Below are 18,693 nucleotides of genomic sequence, written 5' to 3' on the forward strand. Positions count from 1 at the left end.
CGTGCACCTCGGGCGCAGGCAGCGGACCGCGTCGGCCGTGGCCGCCGCGGTGATCGGCGGTCTCCTCGGCGGCGGTGTGTCCGGTCCGGCCCAGGCCGTACCGGTCTCCCCCGTCACCGTCCCGGACGCCCAGCGCACGGCCCCCTCGGTGTGGCCACGGCCCCAGTCCCTCAGGGAGACGGGGCCCGCCGTTCCGCTCGGCGCCGAGGTGACGCTCCTCACGGACGCCGACGCGGACCCGTACGCCGTCGCGGCGCTGCGCGAGACGCTGCGGGCGGCGGGGGTGCGGACGGTCCACTCGACCCTGCCGGGCTTCGGGCCCGTGATCCGCGCGGGCTCGGTGTCCGGCGGCGAGGCCCTGCGGGCCCTGCGCGTGCCCGAGCGGGCGGACCTGCCGGCCGGCGGCTACCGCCTGGCGACCGGGAAGCTCCAGGGCCGTGACACGGTCGCGCTGGACGGAGTGGGCGCGGACGGCCTCTTCCACGCCGTCCAGACCCTGCGTCAGCTGACGGGCACCCGCGGCGAGGTGCCGGGCGTGGTGGTCCGCGACTGGCCCGGCACGGCGGTCCGCGGCCTCACCGAGGGGTTCTACGGCCGCCCCTGGAGCCGGGAGCAGCGCCTGGCCCATCTCGACTTCATGGGCCGCACCAAGCAGAATCGCTACCTCTACGCCCCCGGTGACGACCCGTACCGCCAGACGCAGTGGCGGGACCCCTACCCGGCCGACCAGCGCGCGGCCTTCCGCGCGCTCGCCGAGCGGGCGCGCGCCAACCACGTGACCCTCGCCTGGGCCGTGGCGCCCGCCCAGTCCATGTGCCTGGCGTCCGACGGCGACGTGAAGGCGCTGCTGCACAAGATCGACGCGATGTGGGCGCTGGGGGTGCGCTCCTTCCAGCTGCAGTTCCAGGACGTCAGCTACAGCGAGTGGCACTGCGGGAAGGACGCGGACGCCTTCGGGCGCGGGCCCGAGGCGGCCGCGGCCGCCCACGCGCGCGTGGCGAGCGCGGTGGACCGGCATCTGGCCGGACGGTACCCGGACGCCGAGCCGCTGACCGTGATGCCGACGGAGTACTACCAGGAGGGCGCGACCGACTACCGCACGGCGCTCGCCGCCGCGCTCGACGACCGGGTGCGGGTGGCCTGGACGGGCGTCGGGGTCGTCCCGCGCACGATCACCGGCCGCGAGCTGGCCGGGGCGCGGGACGTGTTCCGCCACCCGCTGGTGACGATGGACAACTACCCGGTCAACGACTACGCCCAGGACCGGCTCTTCCTGGGCCCCTACCGGGGCCGGGAGCCGGCCGTGGCGGCCGGTTCGGCCGCGGTCCTCGCCAACGCCATGGAGCAGGCGGCGGTCTCCCGCATCCCGCTCTTCACCGCCGCGGACTACGCCTGGAACCCGAAGGGGTACCGGCCCGAGGAGTCGTGGCGGGCCGCCGTCGAGGAGCTGGCCGGCCCCGACCCGGCGGCCCGTGCGGCGCTGGGGGCGCTGGCCGGCAACGACGCCTCCTCGATCCTCGACCCGACGGGCGAGTCGGCGTACCTCAAGCCGCTGATGACGGCGTTCTGGAACAGCCGGACGGCGGCCGACCCGGCGGCGCGGGAGCGGGCGGCGCGCGAGCTGCGGGCGGCGTTCACCGTGATGCGGGAGGCGCCCGGCCGGCTGACGGCGACGGCCGGCGGCACGCTGGACGACGAGACGCGGCCGTGGCTGGAACAGCTGTCGCGGTTCGGCCTGGCGGGCGAGACGGCGGTCGACATGCTGCTCGCCCAGACCCGGGGCGACGGTGCGGCGGCCTGGCGCGCGCAGCTGCGGCTGGAACCGCTGGCCGACTCCCTGCGGGCGGGCGAGGTGACGGTCGGCGACGGCGTCCTCGAACCCTTCCTCACGCGCGCGGTGGCGGAGTCGGCGGCCTGGACGGGCGCCGCCCGCGACCGGCGGACGGCGCGTACGGCGGACCGCGCGCCGGACTCGTACACCCTCCGGCTCGACCGGTCCCGCCCGCTGGAGACGGTGACCGTGATGACCGAGCCGGCCGCGGCGGGCCGGGACGCGCGCGTGGAGGCGTACGTCCCCGGCGAGGGCTGGCGGAGCCTCGGCCCGCTGGACGCGTCGGGCTGGACGCAGACGGAGCTGAAGGGGCTACGCGCGGACGCGGTGCGGATCGCGTGGAGCGGGTCGGCCCCCGAGATCCGCTCCCTCGTGCCGTGGTTCGCCGACGAGCCGCGCGCCGAGCTGGAGCTGTCCCGCGCCGAGACGGACGCCGAGATCGGCGGGCCCGCGCAGCGGGTGGACGTCCGGCTGGCGGGCCGGCGCGCCGGCGAGGTGCGCGGGGAGCTGTCGGCGAAGGCGCCCCGGGGGATCACGGTCCGGCTGCCGAAGGAGGCGCGGGTGCCGCGCGGCACGAACACGGCGGTCCCGCTGCTGGTCTCGGTGGCGGCGGACGTGCCGGCGGGGTCGTACCGCGTGCCGGTGTCCTTCGCGGGCGAGGAGCGGGTCCTGACGGTCCGCGCCTTCCCGCGCACCGGCGGCCCCGATCTGGCCCGCACGGCGACGGCCTCCTCCTCGGGCGACGAGACCCCCGACTTCCCGGCGGCCTCGGCCCTGGACGGCGACCCGGAGACCCGCTGGTCCTCGGAGCCGGAGACCGGCGCGTGGTGGCAGCTGGAGCTGGCGAAGCCCGCGCGGATAGGGCGGGTGGTGCTGCACTGGCAGGACGCGTACGCCTCCCGCTACCGCATCCAGGTGTCGGCCGACGGCCGGAACTGGCGTACGGCGGCCACGGTCGCCGACGGGCGCGGGGGTCGCGAGTCCGTGCGCATGGACGCGACGGACACCCGCTTCCTGCGGGTCCAGGGCGACGCCCGGGCGACGGAGTTCGGCTACTCCCTCTGGTCGGTGGAGACGTACGCGGTCACCGCGCCGACGGCTCCGGAACCGCCCGCGAAGCCGGCCGTGCCGGCCCCGGGGACCGGGACCCCGGCGGACCCGGACGGGCCCGCCGGGGAGCAGCCGGAGTAGCCGCCCCGGTAAGGGGAGCGGGCAGGCGGACGACGAAGGCCCGGCTCAACCCGTTCTCACGGCCCCCGTGGGGGCGTGCGAGACGGCGTCGATCCGGGCCATCACATCGTCGGCGCCGTACGGCTGGAGGTAGGGCAGCCAGCGCGGGTCCCGGTGGCCGGTCCCGATGATCCGCCACGCCAGGCCGGTGGGCGGCGCCGGTGGGTGGCGCAGGCGCCAACCCAGCTCGCGCAGGTGCCGGTCGGCTTTGGTGTGGTTGCAGCGGCGGCAGGCCGCCACGACGTTGTCCCAGGCGTGCGTACCCCCGCGGCTGCGCGGAACGACGTGGTCGACGCTGGTTGCGACGCCACCGCAGTACATGCAGCGTCCGCCGTCGCGGGCGAAGAGCGCTCTGCGGGTCAGAGGAACGGGCCCCCGGTAGGGGACCCGCACGAACCGCTTGAGCCGGACCACACTGGGTGCCGGAACCACGCGGGTCTCGCTGTGCAGGAAGGCGCCGGACTCCTCGAGGCAGAGTGCCTTGTTCTCGAGGACGAGGACGAGCGCGCGGCGGAGCGGTACGACGCCGAGGGGCTCGTACGACGCGTTGAGGACCAGGACATGCGGCACGGATGCCTCCTATAACGCCGGCGGCGCGTGGCTCGCGCCGGGACGATCTGCTCTCAGTCTCTCCTCATGCCTGGTCGGAGCGCCACCATGTACCGGTAACGGCCTTGGGGTGTTCTCGACCACATCGGCATCCTGCCCCCGTCCTTCCCGGGTGAGGTCCGTCTCTCCCTCGAACAGGACAACGGGAGCACAGTGAATGCCCCGTTAGTGTGGATGTTCTGCGTACGCGATGCCTGGAGGTTTCTGCCGTGTCCTGGTCCGCCCTGGCGACCGCCGCCCCTCCGCAGCCCGTTCCGGTGACCCTGGACGAGGCTGCCGAGAAGGCGACGAACGCCGCAGGCTGGGTGGAGGAGAACTGGTCCACCTGGCTGAACACCGGCCTGCGCATCCTCCTCATCCTGGTCGTCGCCCTGCTGCTGCGGATGGCGATCCGCCGCGCCCTGACAAAACTGATCGAGCGGATGAACCGCTCCGCGCAGGCGGTGGAGGGCACCGCGCTGGGCGGCCTGCTCGTCAACGCCGAGCGGCGCCGGCAGCGCTCCGAGGCGATCGGTTCGGTGCTGCGTTCGGTGGCGTCCTTCGTCATCCTCGGCACGGCCGGTCTGATGATCCTCGGCGCCTTCAAGATCGATCTGGCCCCGCTGCTGGCCTCGGCCGGTGTCGCGGGTGTGGCGATCGGCTTCGGTGCCAGGAACCTGGTGACCGACTTCCTCTCCGGCGTCTTCATGATCCTGGAGGACCAGTACGGCGTCGGCGACTCGGTCGACGCGGGCGTGGCGTCCGGCGAGGTCATCGAGGTCGGCCTGCGGGTGACGAAGCTGCGCGGCGACAACGGCGAGATCTGGTACGTGCGCAACGGCGAGATCAAGCGGATCGGCAACCTCAGCCAGGGCTGGGCGACGGCGGCGGTCGCCGTCACGGTCCGCCCGACCGAGGACCTGGACCGGGTCCGCGCGGTGATCATCGAGGCGACCGAGGCGATGGCCAAGGAAGAGCCGTGGAACGAGCGCCTGTGGGGCCCGGTCGAGGTGCTGGGGCTCGACGAGGTGCTGCTGGAGTCCATGTCGATCCGGGTCTCGGCGAAGACGATGCCGGGCAAGGCGCTGGCGGTCGAGCGCGAGCTGCGCTGGCGGATCAAGCGGGCGCTGGACGCGGCGGGCATCCGCATCGTCGGCGGCGTCCCGGCCGTCGCCGAGGAGACCGCGGCCGACCCGACGGCGGGCATGGCGGCCCCCTCGGCCTTCGCCTCGGCGACCTCCCCGCAGTCGGCGGCGGCGACGCCCCTCCCGCCCTCCTCGCCCAACCTCTCGAAGTAGCCCCCGGGCCGGCCCCGGGGCATTCGCCCTCCCCCGGCCCCCGTTCCGTACAAACCCTTCCGCACCGCCCCCGCGGGTAACGCTTCGGTTGCCTTCGGGGGCTTCGTGCGTCGCCGGGTCTTGACGCCCCGGTGACGGCCGTCCTACCGTCCTCCCACCGAATAGGAAACTTTCCTAACAGTGCAGTTGGGGGAGCGGGCACCGGGGCAGCAGAATGACCCCGACCAGAGCCGAAGGGCAGGTGCATCCGTCATGGCCGGTACGACCCCGGGGACCCCCGGCACTCCGCGCGTCCTGCGTGCCATGAACGACCGTGCCGCGCTCGATCTGCTGCTGGAGCACGGGACCCTGTCCCGGACCCGGATCGGCAAGCTCACCGGGCTCTCCAAGCCGACCGCCTCCCAGCTGCTGGCGCGCCTGGAGGCCGCCGGACTCGTCGTCGCCACCGGCACCACCGCCGGGCGGCCGGGACCCAGCGCCCAGCTGTACGCGGTCAACGCCCGGGCCGCCCACGCCGCCGGACTCGACGTGACCCCGCACCGGATCCGCGCCGCCGTCGCCGACATCACCGGCGAGGTCGTCGGCGAGCACGAGCTGAAGACCACCGGCCGCCCCGCCGAGGGCGTCGTCCGGCAGGTCACCACCGCCCTGGACGGCGCCGTCAAGGACGCCGGCATCACCCGTGCCGAGGTGCACCGGCTCGTCATCGGCACCCCCGGCGCCTTCGACCCGGCCACCGGCCGGCTGCGCTACGCCTCCCACCTCCCCGGCTGGCACTCCCCCACGCTCCTGGCCGAGCTGGCGGCCGTCCTCCCGATGCCGTTCGAGTACGAGAACGACGTCAACCTCGCCGCCGTCGCCGAGCAGCGCCTGGGCGCCGCCCGCGGCCACGAGGACTTCGTCCTGCTGTGGAACGAGGAGGGGCTCGGCGCCGCCCTCGTCCTCGGCGGCCGGCTCCACCGGGGCTTCACCGGCGGCGCCGGCGAGGTCGGCTTCCTGCCGGTGCCCGGCACCCCGCTCGTACGCCAGGTCACCAAGGCCAACTCCGGCGGCTACCAGGAGCTGGCCGGCGTCCAGGCGATCCCCCGGATCGCCCGGGCCCTCGGGATCGAGACCGCCGAGCAGCCCTACGTCCCCACCGCGTCCCGGCTCCTCGCCCACGCCGCCGCCCACCACACCGACGACCCGCGGTACGCCGCCCTCCTCGACCGGTACGCCGAGCGCCTGGCCACCGGTCTCGCCTCGCTCGTCGCCGTACTCGACCCCGAACTCCTCGTCCTCGCCGGGGACGTGAACGCCGCCGGCGGGGAGCCCTTGCGCGAGCGCGTCCAGTCCGAGCTGGCCGAACTCGCCGCCTCCCGGCCCCGGCTCGTCCTCGGAGCCGTCCAGCGGCAGCCCGTGCTGCGCGGCGCGCTCGAACGCGCCCTCGCCGCCACCCGCGACGAGGTCTTCGACACCGCGCGCTAGCCGCCCGGGCGGACGCCCGCCGCACACCCGTCGCCCCACCCCCTTCACCCGCCCCTTCGCCACAGGGAGACTTCGCCATGCCCGTGCGCCCCCGCAGGACCGCGCTCACGCTCGCCGCCACCGCCTCCATGGCGCTCCTCGCCACCGCCTGTACGGGCTCCGCCGGGAACACCGCGGCCGACGACCCGAAGGCCCGGACCACGATCACCTTCTGGCACGGCTGGTCGGCCCCCGCCGAGGTCAAGGCGATCCAGGAGAACGTCGACCGCTTCGAGAAGGCCCACCCGAACATCACGGTGAAGGTCGTCGGCAACATCAACGACGACAAGCTCAACCAGGCGCTGCGCGCGGGCGGTTCGAACGGGCCGGACGTGGCCGCCTCCTTCACCACCTCGAACGTCGGCAAGTTCTGCGCCTCCGGGGCGCTCGCGGACCTGAAGCCCTTCCTGGAGAAGGACAAGGTGGACCTGGACGCGACCTTCTCCAAGGTCCTCCAGGACTACACCCAGTTCGAGGGCAGGCGCTGCTCGCTGCCGCTGCTCTCCGACGCGTACGGGCTCTACTACAACAAGGACGCCTTCGAGGCGGCCGGCATCACCGCCCCGCCGAAGACCTGGTCGGAGTTCAGGAAGGTCGCCGAGAAGCTGACCAAGGAGAAGGGCGATAGCTACGAGCAGCTCGGCTTCATGCCGAACTACCTCGGCTACGAGACCGTCCCGAGCCACTACATGTCGCAGTGGGACCACACGTACTTCGGCGCGGACGGCACCTCGAACCTCGCCAAGGACCCGGCCTTCGCCGAGATGCTGACCTACCAGAAGTCGCTGGTCGACACCCTGGGCGGGTTCGCGAAGCTGGACAGGTACCGCACGACCTTCGGTGACGAGTGGGGCGCCAAGCACCCCTTCCACACCGGGCAGGTCGCCATGCAACTCGACGGCGAGTGGCGGCTGAACTTCATCAAGGACGCCAAGGTCGACTTCGAGGTCGGCGTCGCGCCGCTGCCGGTCGCCGACGACGAGGTGGCCGAGTACGGGAAGGGCTACCTCTCCGGCACGATCATCGGCATCGCCCCGCAGAGCAGGAAGCAGAACGCGGCCTGGGAGCTGGTGAAGTACATGACCATGGACACCGAGGCGGTGGTGGAGTTCGCCAACGGCATCGGCAACGTCCCCTCCACCCTGGCGGCGCTGAAGTCCCCGAACCTCAAGGTCGACGAGCGCTTCAAGGTCTTCCTGGAGATCGCCCGGCACCCCGAGTCCTCCACCTCCGACGGCGCGGTGAACGGCTCCACGTACCAGGACACCTTCCAGGACTTCGCCCAGAAGTACGAGAAGGGGCAGGTCAAGGACTTGAAGAAGGGCCTGGAGGAGACGGCGGCCCAGATCGACCGCGACATCGCCCAGGCGAAGTGACGGGCCGGAGCGCCCCCGTCATGAGCACCGGCACCCTGCCCACGAAACGGCCGGCCGGACCGGCCGCCGCCTCCCCGGACGGACGTCCCACGCTGCGGTCGAAGCGCAGGCGCAACGCACTGCGCACCCTGGCGTTCATGTCGCCCTGGCTGGTCGGATTCGGCGTCTTCTTCGCCTATCCCCTCGTCTCGACCCTGTACTTCTCGTTCATGAGGTACGACGGTCTCAACCCGCCGACCTGGCGGGGCCTGGACAACTGGACGTACGTCTTCGCCGACCTGCCGAAGTTCTGGCCGGCGATGCAGAACACCCTCTGGCTGGCCGTCGTCATGGTCGCCTGCCGGGTGGTCTTCGGCCTCGGCGTCGGCCTGCTGATCACCAGGATCAAGACGGGTACGGGAGTCTTCCGCACCCTCTTCTACCTGCCGTACCTCGCGCCGCCGGTCGCCGCGACCCTGGCCTTCGTCTTCCTGCTCAACCCCGGCACCGGCCCCGTCAACTCCCTCCTGGAGGCGGTCGGCGTCCCCGCCCCCTCCTGGTTCAACGACGCCGACTGGGCCAAGCCCGCCCTCACCGTCCTCGCGGTCTGGGGGGTCGGCGACCTCATGGTCATCTTCATGGCCGCGCTGCTCGACGTACCGAAGGAGCAGTACGAGGCCGCCGAGCTGGACGGCGCCTCCGCCGTCCAGCGGTTCCGGTACGTGACCCTGCCGAACATCTCGCCGATCATCCTCTTCGCGGTCGTCACCGGGATCATCGGCGCGATGCAGTACTACACCCAGCCGATCGTGGCGGCGAAGGTCGCCTCGGGGGTGATGGGCGGCTCCGGGCAGACCTTCGAGCCGGGCTATCCGGACGACTCCACGCTGACCCTGCCGCAGCTGGTCTACAACCTCGGCTTCGGCCGCTTCGACTACGGCGCCGCGTGCGTCGTGGCGCTCGTCCTGTTCGCCCTCTCCATGGCCTGCACCGCGCTGCTGATGCGCAGGCGCGGCGGCCTGATCGGCTCGGGTGACTGATCCGTGACCACCGCATCCGCCTTCGACCGCCGCCCGGTGGGCCCCGCCGAGAAGCGGGCCCGCCGCAGGGCCGCCCTGCACTGGATCGCCGTGCACTCCCTCGGGATCGCGGCCGCCCTCTTCTTCGTGCTGCCCTTCTTCTTCGTCTTCCTCACGTCCCTGATGAGCGACCAGCAGGCGCTCACGCGGGACCTCACCCCGAACTCCTGGCACTGGGACAACTACGTCCGCGTCCTGGAGACCCCCGGCTTCCTCACCTGGTGGCGGAACTCCCTGCTCTACGCGGGGCTCGGCACCGTGCTCGTCGTGGTGTCCTCGGTCCCGGTGGCATACGCGCTGGCCAAGTTCCGCTTCCGCGGCCGGCACCTGTCGCTGCTGCTCGTCATCTCGATGATGATGCTGCCGCCCCAAGTGATCATCATCCCGATGTACCTGTTCTGGGCCAAGCAGATGGACCTCTCCGGCACGCTGTGGCCGCTGATCGTCCCGATGGCCTTCGGCGACGCGTTCGCGATCTTCCTGCTGCGCCAGTTCCTGCTGACGATCCCCGACGAGTACATCGAGGCCGCCCGGATCGACGGGTGCGGGGAGTTCCGCACCCTCCTCAGGATCGTGCTCCCGATGGCCAGGCCCGGCATCGCCGCCGTCGCGCTGTTCCAGTTCTTCTTCTGCTGGAACGACTACTTCGGGCCGCAGATCTACGCCTCGGAGAACCCCGGCGCCTGGACCCTGAGCTACGGCCTGGAGTCCTTCAAGGGCGCGCACCACACCGACTGGAACCTGACCATGGCCGCGACCGTGCTGGTCATGGCCCCTGTGATCCTCGTGTTCTTCTTCGCCCAGAAGGCGTTCGTCGAGGGAGTCACACTGACCGGAGTGAAGGGCTAGACACATGAAGCTCGCTGTCGTGGGGGGCGGCTCCACCTACACCCCCGAACTGATCGACGGATTCGCGCGGTTGCGCGACACCCTGCCCCTCGCCGAACTCGTCCTCGTCGACCCGGCCGCCGACCGGCTGGAGCTGGTCGGCGGACTCGCCCGCCGGATCTTCGCCAAGCAGGACCACCCCGGCAGGATCGTCACCACCTCCGACCTCGACGCGGGCGTCGAGGGCGCCGACGCCGTCCTGCTCCAGCTGCGGGTCGGCGGGCAGGCGGCGCGCGCACAGGACGAGACATGGCCCCTGGAGTGCGGCTGCGTGGGGCAGGAGACCACCGGCGCCGGCGGCCTCGCCAAGGCGCTGCGGACCGTCCCGGTCGTCCTGGACATCGCCGAGCGCGTCCGGCGCGCCAACCCGGACGCCTGGATCATCGACTTCACCAACCCGGTCGGCATCGTCACCCGGGCGCTGCTCCAGGCCGGCCACAGGGCCGTCGGCCTGTGCAACGTCGCCATCGGCTTCCAGCGGAAGTTCGCCGCGCTGCTCGGCGTCTCCCCGGCCGAGGTCCACCTCGACCACGTCGGGCTCAACCACCTCACCTGGGAGACGGCCGTCCGCCTGGGCGGCCCGGACGGCGAGAACGTCCTGCCCCGGCTGCTCGCCGAGCACGGCGACGCCATCGCCGACGACCTGCGGATGGACCGCGCGATCGTCGACCGGCTCGGCGTCGTCCCCTCGTACTACCTGCGGTACTTCTACGCCCACGACGAGGTGGTGCGGGAGCTGGGCACCAAGCCCTCGCGGGCCGCCGAGGTCGCCGCGATGGAGAAGGAACTCCTGGGCCTGTACGGCGATCCGGCGCTCGACGAGAAGCCGGCACTGCTCGCCAAGCGCGGCGGGGCCTTCTACTCGGAGGCCGCGGTGGACCTGGCCGCCGCCCTGCTGGGCGGCGGCGGCTCCCCGTTCCAGGTGGTGAACACGTACAACAACGGCACCCTGCCCTTCCTCGCGGACGACGCCGTCATCGAGGTGCAGGCCGCGGTCGGGGCGCGGGGCGCCGTGCCGCTCCCGGTCCCCGAGCCGGACCCGCTCTACGCCGGGCTGATCGCGAGCGTCACGGCCTACGAGGACCTGGCCCTGGAAGCGGCGCTGCGCGGCGGCCGGGACCGGGTGTTCAAGGCGCTCCTCGCCCACCCGCTGGTCGGGCAGTACGCGTACGCCGACGGGCTCACCGACCGGCTGATCGCCCACAACCGGGAGCACCTCGCGTGGGCCTGAACGGAGTCCTGCTGGCCGTCGACGCCGGAAACAGCAAGACGGACGCGGCCGTCGTCGCGTGCGACGGGACGGTCCTCGGCGCGGCGCGCGGCGGGGGTTTCCAGCCGCCCGTGGTGGGGGTGGAGACGGCCGTGGACGCGCTCGCGGAGATCGTCGGGCGGGCCTGGCGAGCCGCGGGAGGCGCGGGCCTCCCGCCCCGCTTCGCGCACGTCTCCGCCTGCCTCGCCAACGCCGATCTGGCGGTGGAGGAGCGGGAGTTGGAACGCGCTCTGTACGAGCGGCACTGGAGCCGCTCCGTCCGCGTCCGGAACGACACCTTCGCCATTCTGCGCGCCGGCGTCGACGAGCCCCGGGGCGTCGCGGTGGTGTGCGGGGCCGGGATCAACTGCGTCGGGATGACCCCGGACGGGCGGACCGCCCGCTTCCCCGCGATCGGGAAGATCTCCGGGGACTGGGGCGGCGGCAGCGGCCTCGCCGAGGAGGCCCTCTGGTTCGCGGCCCGCGCCGAGGACGGACGGGGCGAACCGACGGCACTGGCCCGGGCGTTGCCCGCGCACTTCGGCCTGGACACCATGCACGCGCTGATCGAGGCGCTCCACCTGGGCCGGATCCCCTTCGAGCGGCGGCACGAGCTGACGCCCGTGCTGTTCCGTACGAGCGCCGGGGGCGATCCCGTCTCCCGTGCGCTGGTGGACCGGCTGGCCGAGGAGGTCGTCGCCCTGTCGACGGTCGCCCTCGGGCGGCTCGGGCTCCTCGACGAGCGGGCCCCGGTGCTGCTGGGCGGCAGCGTGCTCGCCGCGCGCCACCCGGACCTGGACGACCGGATCGCGCGGCTGCTCGCCGCGAAGGCGCCGAAGGCCGAGATCGGGGTCGTCACCGCTCCCCCGGTCCTCGGCGCGGCGCTCTTCGCCCTCGACGAGCAGGGCGCGGACCCCGAGGCCGCCGGGCGGCTGCGCGCGCACTACGCCTGACACGGCTCCCCCGGGGGGGCGCTCGCCGCGCGGCGAGCGCCCCGTTCACCCGTTCGGGGTGGAACCAATCCCCCTCGGCCGACGTATTCAAGAAAGGGGTTCGCCCGCGGGGGTGGCGAAGGCATGGGGCACGATAGGAACAAGATCGAGTCGTTTCCGCTGTGCGGGTGGGGCCCCTGAGGCCATACTGCTGGCCGGGCAGCCGTCGTCGACCATGGGGGAGGTCACGTGACATACCCGCCGAACGCGCCCGCCGCCCCGGCGCCGGGCCTCGCGCCCGCGCGGCCGGACTCCGGCGTGCCCGCGCAGCCGTCGATGGCGCCCGCCGCCCCGCCGCCCGCCGGCCCGAGCCCCTGGGACGAGGCCACGGCACGGCTGCGCAAGGCCGCGACCACCGAGCCCGGCCGGCTGCGGATCCTCGGCGCCGTCCTCGCCCTGCTGGTCGTCGCCTTCGGCACCGTCACCGCCTTCGAGGTCGCCGACCGGGCCTCCTCCGCCGACGACGTCGTCAGCCGCAGCCAGCCCCTGAGCGCCGACGCCGCCGACGTCTACCGCTCGCTCGCCGACGCCGACACCGCCGCCGCGAGCGCCTTCCTCGCCGGGGCCCAGGAGCCCCCCGAGGACCTGAAGCGGTACGCCGACGACATCACCACCGCCTCCCGGCTCCTCGTCAAGGCGGCCGCGAGCACCGACGGTTCCACCGAATCGGGCCGCGCGATCGCCACGCTCAACGCCCACCTGCCCCGCTACACCGGCCTGATCGAGCGCGCCCGGGCCGCCAACCGGCAGGGCCTCCCCCTCGGCGGCGCCTATCTGCGCTACGCCAACCAGCACATGACCACCGAACTCCTCCCGGCGGCCGAGCGGCTGTACGAGCTGGAGACCGCCCGGCTCCACCGGGACGAGACCGACGCCCGCGACCGGCCGCTGCTCTCCCTCGCGCTCGGCCTCCTCGCCCTCGCCGCCCTCCTCTGGGCGCAGCGCCGCCACTACACCCGTACGAACCGGGTCTTCAACCACGGGCTGCTCGTCGCGACCGCCGCCTCCCTGACCGTGCTGCTCTGGCTCGCCGCCGGCCACACCGTCGCCCGGTCCGGTCTCGACGAGGCCAGGAACCACGGCCAGGACTCGCTCCAGGTCCTCAACACCGCACGGATCAACTCCCTGAAGGCGCGGGCCAACGAGATCCTCACCCTGGTCGCCCGCGGCGCCGTCCTCACCGAGGACGGCAAGAACGACAAGTATGAGACGGACTACGCCACCAGCATGGCGGGGCTGACCACGGCGCTCGCCGAGGCGCGGGAGCTCGCCGACGACGACGCCGGACGGGCCCCGCTGGCCGAGGCCGCCGACCGCACGGCCGCCTGGCAGGGGCACCACAAGGACGCCCGCGCCAAGGACGACGCGGGCGACTTCGAGGGCGCTCGGCTGCGGGTGGTGAACCCGCGGGAGTCCACCGGACACTCCTTCGACCAGGTCGACGCGGCCCTGCGCCGGGCCCTGGCCCACGAACAGACCGAGTTCACCCGCGCCGCCGAAGGCGCCCGGGGCGCGCTCGGCGCGCTGCCGCTCGGCGCGGCCGGGCTCGGCGTGCTGGGCGCGGCGGGCGCCGTGCTGGGGATCAACCGCAGGCTGTCGGAGTACCGGTGAGAGGGGGCGGGATGCACAACGGCGTCGACGGCACGAGGACGCGCGGCCCGGCCGGCCCCGGCCGGCGTCCGCTGGCCCGCTTCCGGGGCTGGGGCGGGGTCGCGGCGATGGCCGTGGCCTGCGGCCTGACCGCCTCGCTGACCCTGCTGCCGCTGGCGCGCGGCGGCGACCAGGCCGGCGCCTCCACCGCCACCGGCCCCGGGGTCGGCGTCGGGGTGCCCGTCCGGGCGGACACCTGCGAGAACCCGGAGGCCTCGCTCACCCCCTCCCGCGCCGACGGACCGTCGATCGCCGCGATCAAGGCGCGCGGGAAGCTCGTCGTGGGCGTCGACCAGAACAGCTACCGCTGGGGCTACCGCAACCCCGACAAGCGGACCCTCGAAGGCTTCGACATCGACCTGGCCAAGGCGATCGCCAAGGACATCCTCGGCGACGAGAACGGCATCGTCTTCCGGGCCATACCCACCAACCAGCGGATCGCCGCCCTGGAGAGCGGCAAGGTCGACCTCGTCGTGCGCACGATGACGATCAACTGCAAGCGGATCCAGCAGGTCGCCTTCTCCACCGCCTACTTCCAGGCCGGCCAGCAGGTCCTCGCCCCCAAGGGCCCCGGCATCACCGGCTACGACTCCTCGCTGAGCGGCAAGCGGGTCTGCACCGCCGAGGGCTCCACGGCCTACGAAGCCCTGGAGCGGAACTCGTTCGGCGCCGTCTTCAAGGACGACGGGGACGGCACCGAGGCCGACAAGGACCTGCTGACCGTGCCCAACCAGCTGGACTGCCTGGCCCGGCTCCAGCTCGGCGAGGTCGACGCCGTCGTCACCGACAACGCCCTGGCGGCCGGTCAGGCCGCGCAGGACCCGGCGGTCGAGCTCAAGGGCCGGCCGTTCACCACCGAGTACTACGGAGTCGCCGCCAGACTCGGCAACGACGACCTGGTCCGCCGGGTCAACCAGGTCCTCGTCCAGTACCGCCAGAGCGGCGCCTGGACGGCGGCGTACGACAAGTGGCTGAAGGCGGACCTGCCCGGGATAACCGGGCCGCCCGCACCGAAGTACAAGTAGAGCGAGAGGTGATCGATGGGCGTCACGGGACCCCCCGGGCCGGTGATGGACCGGGACGAGGTGGACCGTGCGCTGGCGCGGCTCGGCGCGGAGCACAAGGCGATCGAGGACTCCCTCCTCGCGCTCCAGGACCACGCGGGCCGCAGGCTGCTCGAAGGGGCCGAGCTGACCGGCGCGACCCGGGAGCGCTGGCAGACCACCGAGGAGACGATCACCCGGCTCTGGACGTACTTCGACGCGTACACCGCCGCCGTGCACGGCGCCCGTGAAGTGCGCTCCCGCCGCCGCTGGCCAGGCCGGGAAGAGCTGGCGGAGCTGACCGACCGGCTGCGCGGCGAGAGCGTGCACCTCTCCGACGGGCAGCAGCGGATCCCCGACTCGGTCTCCGGCCCGGCCCGGCTCTCCGAGAGCTTCACCCTGGAGCGCCTGGTCGACCGGATGAACGAGCTGTACGCCGCCTCGCTCGACGTGATCGTGACGGCCGACGCCGTCTGGTCCGCGCTGCCCGCCCGGATAGACCTGCTCGCCGCCGAGCTGGGCCGCACCCGCTCGCTCGCGCACTCCGTCGGCGTCCGGCCCGGGGAGCATCCGGCCGGTGACGAGCTGGAGTCGATCACGGCCGAGCTGACCGCGCTGCGCTCCCAGGTCGTCACCGACCCGCTGTCCTTCTGGCGGCCCGCCGCGGGCAGTTCGGCGCCGGGCGGCGGCCGGCCCGACACCGTGCGGTACGACCGGGCGGCGCTCGCCCTGGAGGACGTCCGGCGTGAGATCGAGGCGGTCCTCGCGGTCCGGCAGGACTCCGAGGAGCGGTTGCTGCGGCTGCGGGACGTCCTCTCGCGCGCCGACCGGACCCTGGCCGAGGCGCGGTCGGCGCGCGGCGAGGTCCTCGCCAAGATCGCCGCCTCGGAGGTGCCCGCCGTCAGCGGTCCCCCGACGGCGCTCCAGGAACGGCTCGCGACCGCCGCCGAGTACCGCAGGCACGCCCGGTGGCACCGGCTGTCCCCGCTCCTGGAATCCCTGGAGCGGGAGGCCGAGGACGAGCTGATGCGGGCCCGCGAGTCCCTGACCGCCGTCACCGCGCCGCTCGCCGTCCGGGCCGAACTGCGCGGCCGGCTCGACGCGTACAAGGCGAAGGTGGCCCGGCTGGGCGCGGCGGAGGACCCGCTGCTGATCGAGCGGTACGACGCGGCCCGCCGCATGCTGTGGAGCGCGCCGTGCGACCTGCGCGTCGCCGAGCAGGCCGTGCTGCGCTACCAGCAGGCCGTGGCCGAGGTCCTGTCCGGTCCCGGAGAAGCCAGGGGGAGTCAGTGGTGAGCACCTGTCAGCGTCCCTCGTGCGACGGTTCGTACGAGGACATGGGCGGCGGCGAGCTGTACTGCGGCACCTGCGGGCTCGCCCCCGTGGTCGCGCCCGGCGGACTGCTCCAGGCCACGCCGACCGGCATGGCCGTGGCGGGCCGCGGCGCGGACTCCGGATCCTCCCGGAGCGGTTCGCGCGCCTCCTCGCGCGCCTCCTCCCGCTCGTCACGCTCCTCGACGTCCCGGCGGTCGGTCTCCGGCCGCCTCTCGCAGGGTCTCTCGGGGGCGGGCACCGCCCGCTCCGTCTCGGTGCGCAGCTCCGGCTCGTCGACCGGCCAGTCCGGGCGGAACCGCCTCGGCGCGGGCCTGGTGTCGATCCCCGAGGTGCCGCGCCCCGATCCGCGCGGCGCGGTGATGGAGAACCCCGAGGTCCCCGAGCGGAAGCGATTCTGCTCGCGCTCGGACTGCGGCGCCCCGGTGGGCCGTGCGCGCGGCGACCGGCCGGGCCGGACGGAGGGCTTCTGCACCAAGTGCGGTCACCCGTACTCGTTCGTACCGAAGCTGCGCGGCGGGGACGTCGTGCACGGGCAGTACGAAGTCGCCGGCTGTCTCGCGCACGGCGGCCTCGGCTGGATCTATCTGGCCGTCGACCGGGCGGTCTCGGACCGCTGGGTCGTCCTCAAGGGCCTGCTCGACACCGGCGACCAGGACGCGATGGCCGCAGCGATCTCGGAGCGCCGCTTCCTCGCCGAGATCGAGCACGCCAACATCGTCCGGATCTACAACTTCGTCGAGCACCTCGACCAGCGCACCGGCTCCCTGGACGGCTACATCGTCATGGAGTACGTCGGCGGCAAGTCGCTCAAGGACATCGCCAACGACCGGCGCACCCCGGACGGCCGGCGCGACCCGCTGCCGGTGGAGCAGGCCTGCGCGTACGGGATCGAGGCGCTGGAGGCGCTCGGCCACCTGCACAGCCGGAACCTCCTCTACTGCGACTTCAAGGTCGACAACGCGATCCAGACCGAGGACCAGCTCAAGCTGATCGACATGGGCGCCGTCCGGCGCATGGACGACGACGAGTCCGCGATCTACGGCACGGTGGGCTACCAGGCGCCGGAGGTCGCGGCGGTCGGCCCGTCGGTGGCGAGCGACCTGTACACGGTGGCGCGCACCCTGGCCGTGCTGACCTTCGACTTCCAGGGGTACACCAACGTCTTCGTCGACTCGCTGCCGGAGCCGGACCACATCGAGGTCTTCCGGACGTACGAGTCCTTCTACCGGCTCCTGGTCCGGGCGACGGATCCCGACCCGGCGCGCCGCTTCGCCTCCGCGCAGGAGATGGCCGAGCAGCTGACGGGCGTCCTGCGCGAGGTCGTGGCCCTGCAGTCGGGCCGGCCCCGACCGGCGCTGTCGACGCTCTTCGGCACGGAGGTCCGGGTCACGGACACCGAGCTGTTCGCCGAACTCGCGGAGGACGTCTCGGCGCTGGGCGCCCGGGACACCCGGGGGAAGCGGCGCGGAGGACGGGCGGGCGTGGCGGCCGGCGCGGCGGTGTCCGGTGGCGCGGGTGGTGCCGGTGGCGCGACGGTGTCCGGTGGGGCGGTTGGTGCCGGTGGGGCGGCTGTGCCCGGTGGCGCGGTTGTGTCCGGTGGCGCGGTTGGTGCGGGTGGTGCTCCGGCCGTCGGTCCGGGGCCGCGGGCCGGGGGCGCCGTCGTCGCGGCGCCCGGCGGTCCGGAGCTTGCTTCCGGCGGCGTACGCCCCGGGCAGGGACCGTTCCTGCGGCCGCTCGACGGGCGGTCCGCGGCGCTCGCGCTCCCCGTGCCGCGAGTCGACCCGGGGGACCCGAACGCCGGTTTCCTGGCCGGTCTGATGGCCTCCGCGCCCGCCGAGCTGCTCGGCGCCCTGCACACCGCGCCCGCGCCCTCCCTCGAACTGCGGTTGCGGGAGCTGCGGGCACGCCTTGAGATGGGCGACCTGGGCTCCGCGGGGCTCGCCCTCGCCACCCTGGAGGAGCAGTACCCGGACGACTGGCGGGTGGTGTGGTACCGGGGCGTCGCCTCCCTGGTGACCGGCGACCACCGGAACGCCGCACTGTCCTTCGACGCCGTCTACGACGCCTTCCCCGGGGAGCCCGCGCCCAAGCTGGCCCTCGGCATCTGCGCCGAGGTGCTCGGCCAGTTGGACAACGCCGCGGAGTACTACCGCCTGGTGTGGGCGACCGACCCCGGCTTCGTCAGCTCCGCGTTCGGGCTCGCCCGCGTCCGGCTGGCGGCCGGCGACCGGGCCGGGGCCGTCCACACCCTGGAGTCCGTACCGGAGGCGTCCATCCACTACACCGCGGCCCGGGTGGCGGCCGTGCGGGCGCGGCTGCGGCGGCGCCCGGCGCACGAGCCGCTCGGGCAGGACCTCACGGCCGCCGCGGCGCAGGTCTCCGCGCTCCGGAGCTTCGGTCTCGACGCGGTGCGCCGGGAGCGGTTGTCGACGGAAGTGCTCGGCACCGCCCTGGACTGGGTACTCTCCGGTAGTCCCGGAGCGGCGCCGGGCGGCACGCGGCTGCTCGGCAGTGAACTGGACGAGCGCGGACTGCGCTTCGGCCTGGAGCGTTCGTACCGGGTGCTCGCCCGGCTCGCTCAGCAGGGCGAGGAGAGGATCGAACTGGTGGAGCGGGCCAACCGTTTCCGTCCCCGGACGTGGGTGTGAG

13 protein-coding genes are annotated in these 18,693 nt (G+C 73.6%); 12 read left to right on the forward strand and 1 reads right to left on the reverse strand.

What is annotated here, in order from left to right; genetic code table 11:
• The first annotated feature begins 1 nt into the window (after position 1).
• Entirely contained in the window at positions 2–3,022 is a 3,021-nt protein-coding gene (locus ACFZBD_RS23805) for a beta-N-acetylglucosaminidase domain-containing protein (RefSeq protein WP_391142746.1), read from the forward strand.
• Between the two features lie 45 nt (positions 3,023–3,067).
• Here ACFZBD_RS23805 and ACFZBD_RS23810 read toward each other — a convergent pair whose 3' ends face one another.
• A complete protein-coding gene (locus tag ACFZBD_RS23810) occupies positions 3,068–3,631 on the reverse strand; it encodes an HNH endonuclease (RefSeq protein WP_391142748.1) in 564 nt (187 codons plus the stop codon).
• A 248-nt stretch (positions 3,632–3,879) separates the two neighbouring features.
• Between ACFZBD_RS23810 and ACFZBD_RS23815 the strand changes: the two genes are divergently transcribed.
• The 11 genes from ACFZBD_RS23815 (at position 3,880) to ACFZBD_RS23865 (ending at position 18,692) form a co-directional block, all read left to right on the forward strand.
• Positions 3,880–4,947, forward strand: coding sequence for a mechanosensitive ion channel domain-containing protein (locus ACFZBD_RS23815; protein ID WP_391142750.1), 1,068 nt, complete (start codon positions 3,880–3,882; stop codon positions 4,945–4,947).
• A gap of 252 nt (positions 4,948–5,199) precedes the next feature.
• Positions 5,200–6,414, forward strand: a complete 1,215-nt coding sequence (locus tag ACFZBD_RS23820) for an ROK family protein (RefSeq protein WP_391142753.1) — start codon at positions 5,200–5,202, stop codon at positions 6,412–6,414.
• A gap of 77 nt (positions 6,415–6,491) precedes the next feature.
• Positions 6,492–7,829, forward strand: a complete 1,338-nt coding sequence (locus ACFZBD_RS23825; protein ID WP_391142755.1) for an extracellular solute-binding protein — start codon at positions 6,492–6,494, stop codon at positions 7,827–7,829.
• Between the two features lie 20 nt (positions 7,830–7,849).
• Entirely contained in the window at positions 7,850–8,848 is a 999-nt protein-coding gene (locus ACFZBD_RS23830; protein WP_391142758.1) for an ABC transporter permease subunit, read from the forward strand.
• Positions 8,849–8,851: 3 nt separating this feature from the next.
• Positions 8,852–9,736: an ABC transporter permease subunit gene (locus ACFZBD_RS23835; RefSeq protein WP_391142759.1), complete on the forward strand. Its 885-nt coding sequence runs from the start codon at positions 8,852–8,854 to the stop codon at positions 9,734–9,736.
• A gap of 4 nt (positions 9,737–9,740) precedes the next feature.
• A complete protein-coding gene (locus ACFZBD_RS23840; protein WP_391142762.1) occupies positions 9,741–11,006 on the forward strand; it encodes a 6-phospho-beta-glucosidase in 1,266 nt (421 codons plus the stop codon).
• Positions 10,997–11,977 carry a BadF/BadG/BcrA/BcrD ATPase family protein gene (locus ACFZBD_RS23845; protein WP_391142765.1) on the forward strand — a complete coding sequence of 327 codons (981 nt, stop codon included), beginning with the start codon at positions 10,997–10,999 and terminating at the stop codon, positions 11,975–11,977. Before ACFZBD_RS23840 ends, ACFZBD_RS23845 begins: the two co-directional genes overlap by 10 nt.
• A 228-nt stretch (positions 11,978–12,205) precedes the next feature.
• A complete protein-coding gene (locus ACFZBD_RS23850) occupies positions 12,206–13,627 on the forward strand; it encodes a hypothetical protein (RefSeq protein WP_391142766.1) in 1,422 nt (473 codons plus the stop codon).
• Positions 13,628–13,638: 11 nt separating this feature from the next.
• A complete protein-coding gene (locus ACFZBD_RS23855; protein WP_391142768.1) occupies positions 13,639–14,691 on the forward strand; it encodes a transporter substrate-binding domain-containing protein in 1,053 nt (350 codons plus the stop codon).
• Between the two features lie 15 nt (positions 14,692–14,706).
• Positions 14,707–16,005 (forward strand): hypothetical protein, encoded by a 1,299-nt coding sequence (locus ACFZBD_RS23860; RefSeq protein WP_391142769.1) that lies wholly within the window; start codon positions 14,707–14,709, stop codon positions 16,003–16,005.
• 41 nt (positions 16,006–16,046) lie between these two features.
• A complete protein-coding gene (locus ACFZBD_RS23865) occupies positions 16,047–18,692 on the forward strand; it encodes a tetratricopeptide repeat protein (RefSeq protein ID WP_391143336.1) in 2,646 nt (881 codons plus the stop codon).
• The last annotated feature ends 1 nt before the right edge of the window (position 18,693 follow it).

Origin of the sequence: Streptomyces sp. NPDC008121 (genome assembly GCF_042957155.1) — a bacterium.
GTDB lineage: Bacteria > Actinomycetota > Actinomycetes > Streptomycetales > Streptomycetaceae > Streptomyces.

Bases quoted from the DNA above. Each gene is read 5' to 3' on its own strand.
- ACFZBD_RS23820 (WP_391142753.1), top strand. From the start codon at position 5,200: ATGGCCGGTACGACCCCGGGGACCCCCGGCACTCCGCGCGTCCTGCGT.
- ACFZBD_RS23825 (WP_391142755.1), top strand. From the start codon at position 6,492: ATGCCCGTGCGCCCCCGCAGGACCGCGCTCACGCTCGCCGCCACCGCC.
- ACFZBD_RS23830 (WP_391142758.1), top strand. From the start codon at position 7,850: ATGAGCACCGGCACCCTGCCCACGAAACGGCCGGCCGGACCGGCCGCC.
- ACFZBD_RS23840 (WP_391142762.1), top strand. From the start codon at position 9,741: ATGAAGCTCGCTGTCGTGGGGGGCGGCTCCACCTACACCCCCGAACTG.
- ACFZBD_RS23855 (WP_391142768.1), top strand. From the start codon at position 13,639: ATGCACAACGGCGTCGACGGCACGAGGACGCGCGGCCCGGCCGGCCCC.
- ACFZBD_RS23860 (WP_391142769.1), top strand. From the start codon at position 14,707: ATGGGCGTCACGGGACCCCCCGGGCCGGTGATGGACCGGGACGAGGTG.
- ACFZBD_RS23865 (WP_391143336.1), top strand. From the start codon at position 16,047: ATGGGCGGCGGCGAGCTGTACTGCGGCACCTGCGGGCTCGCCCCCGTG.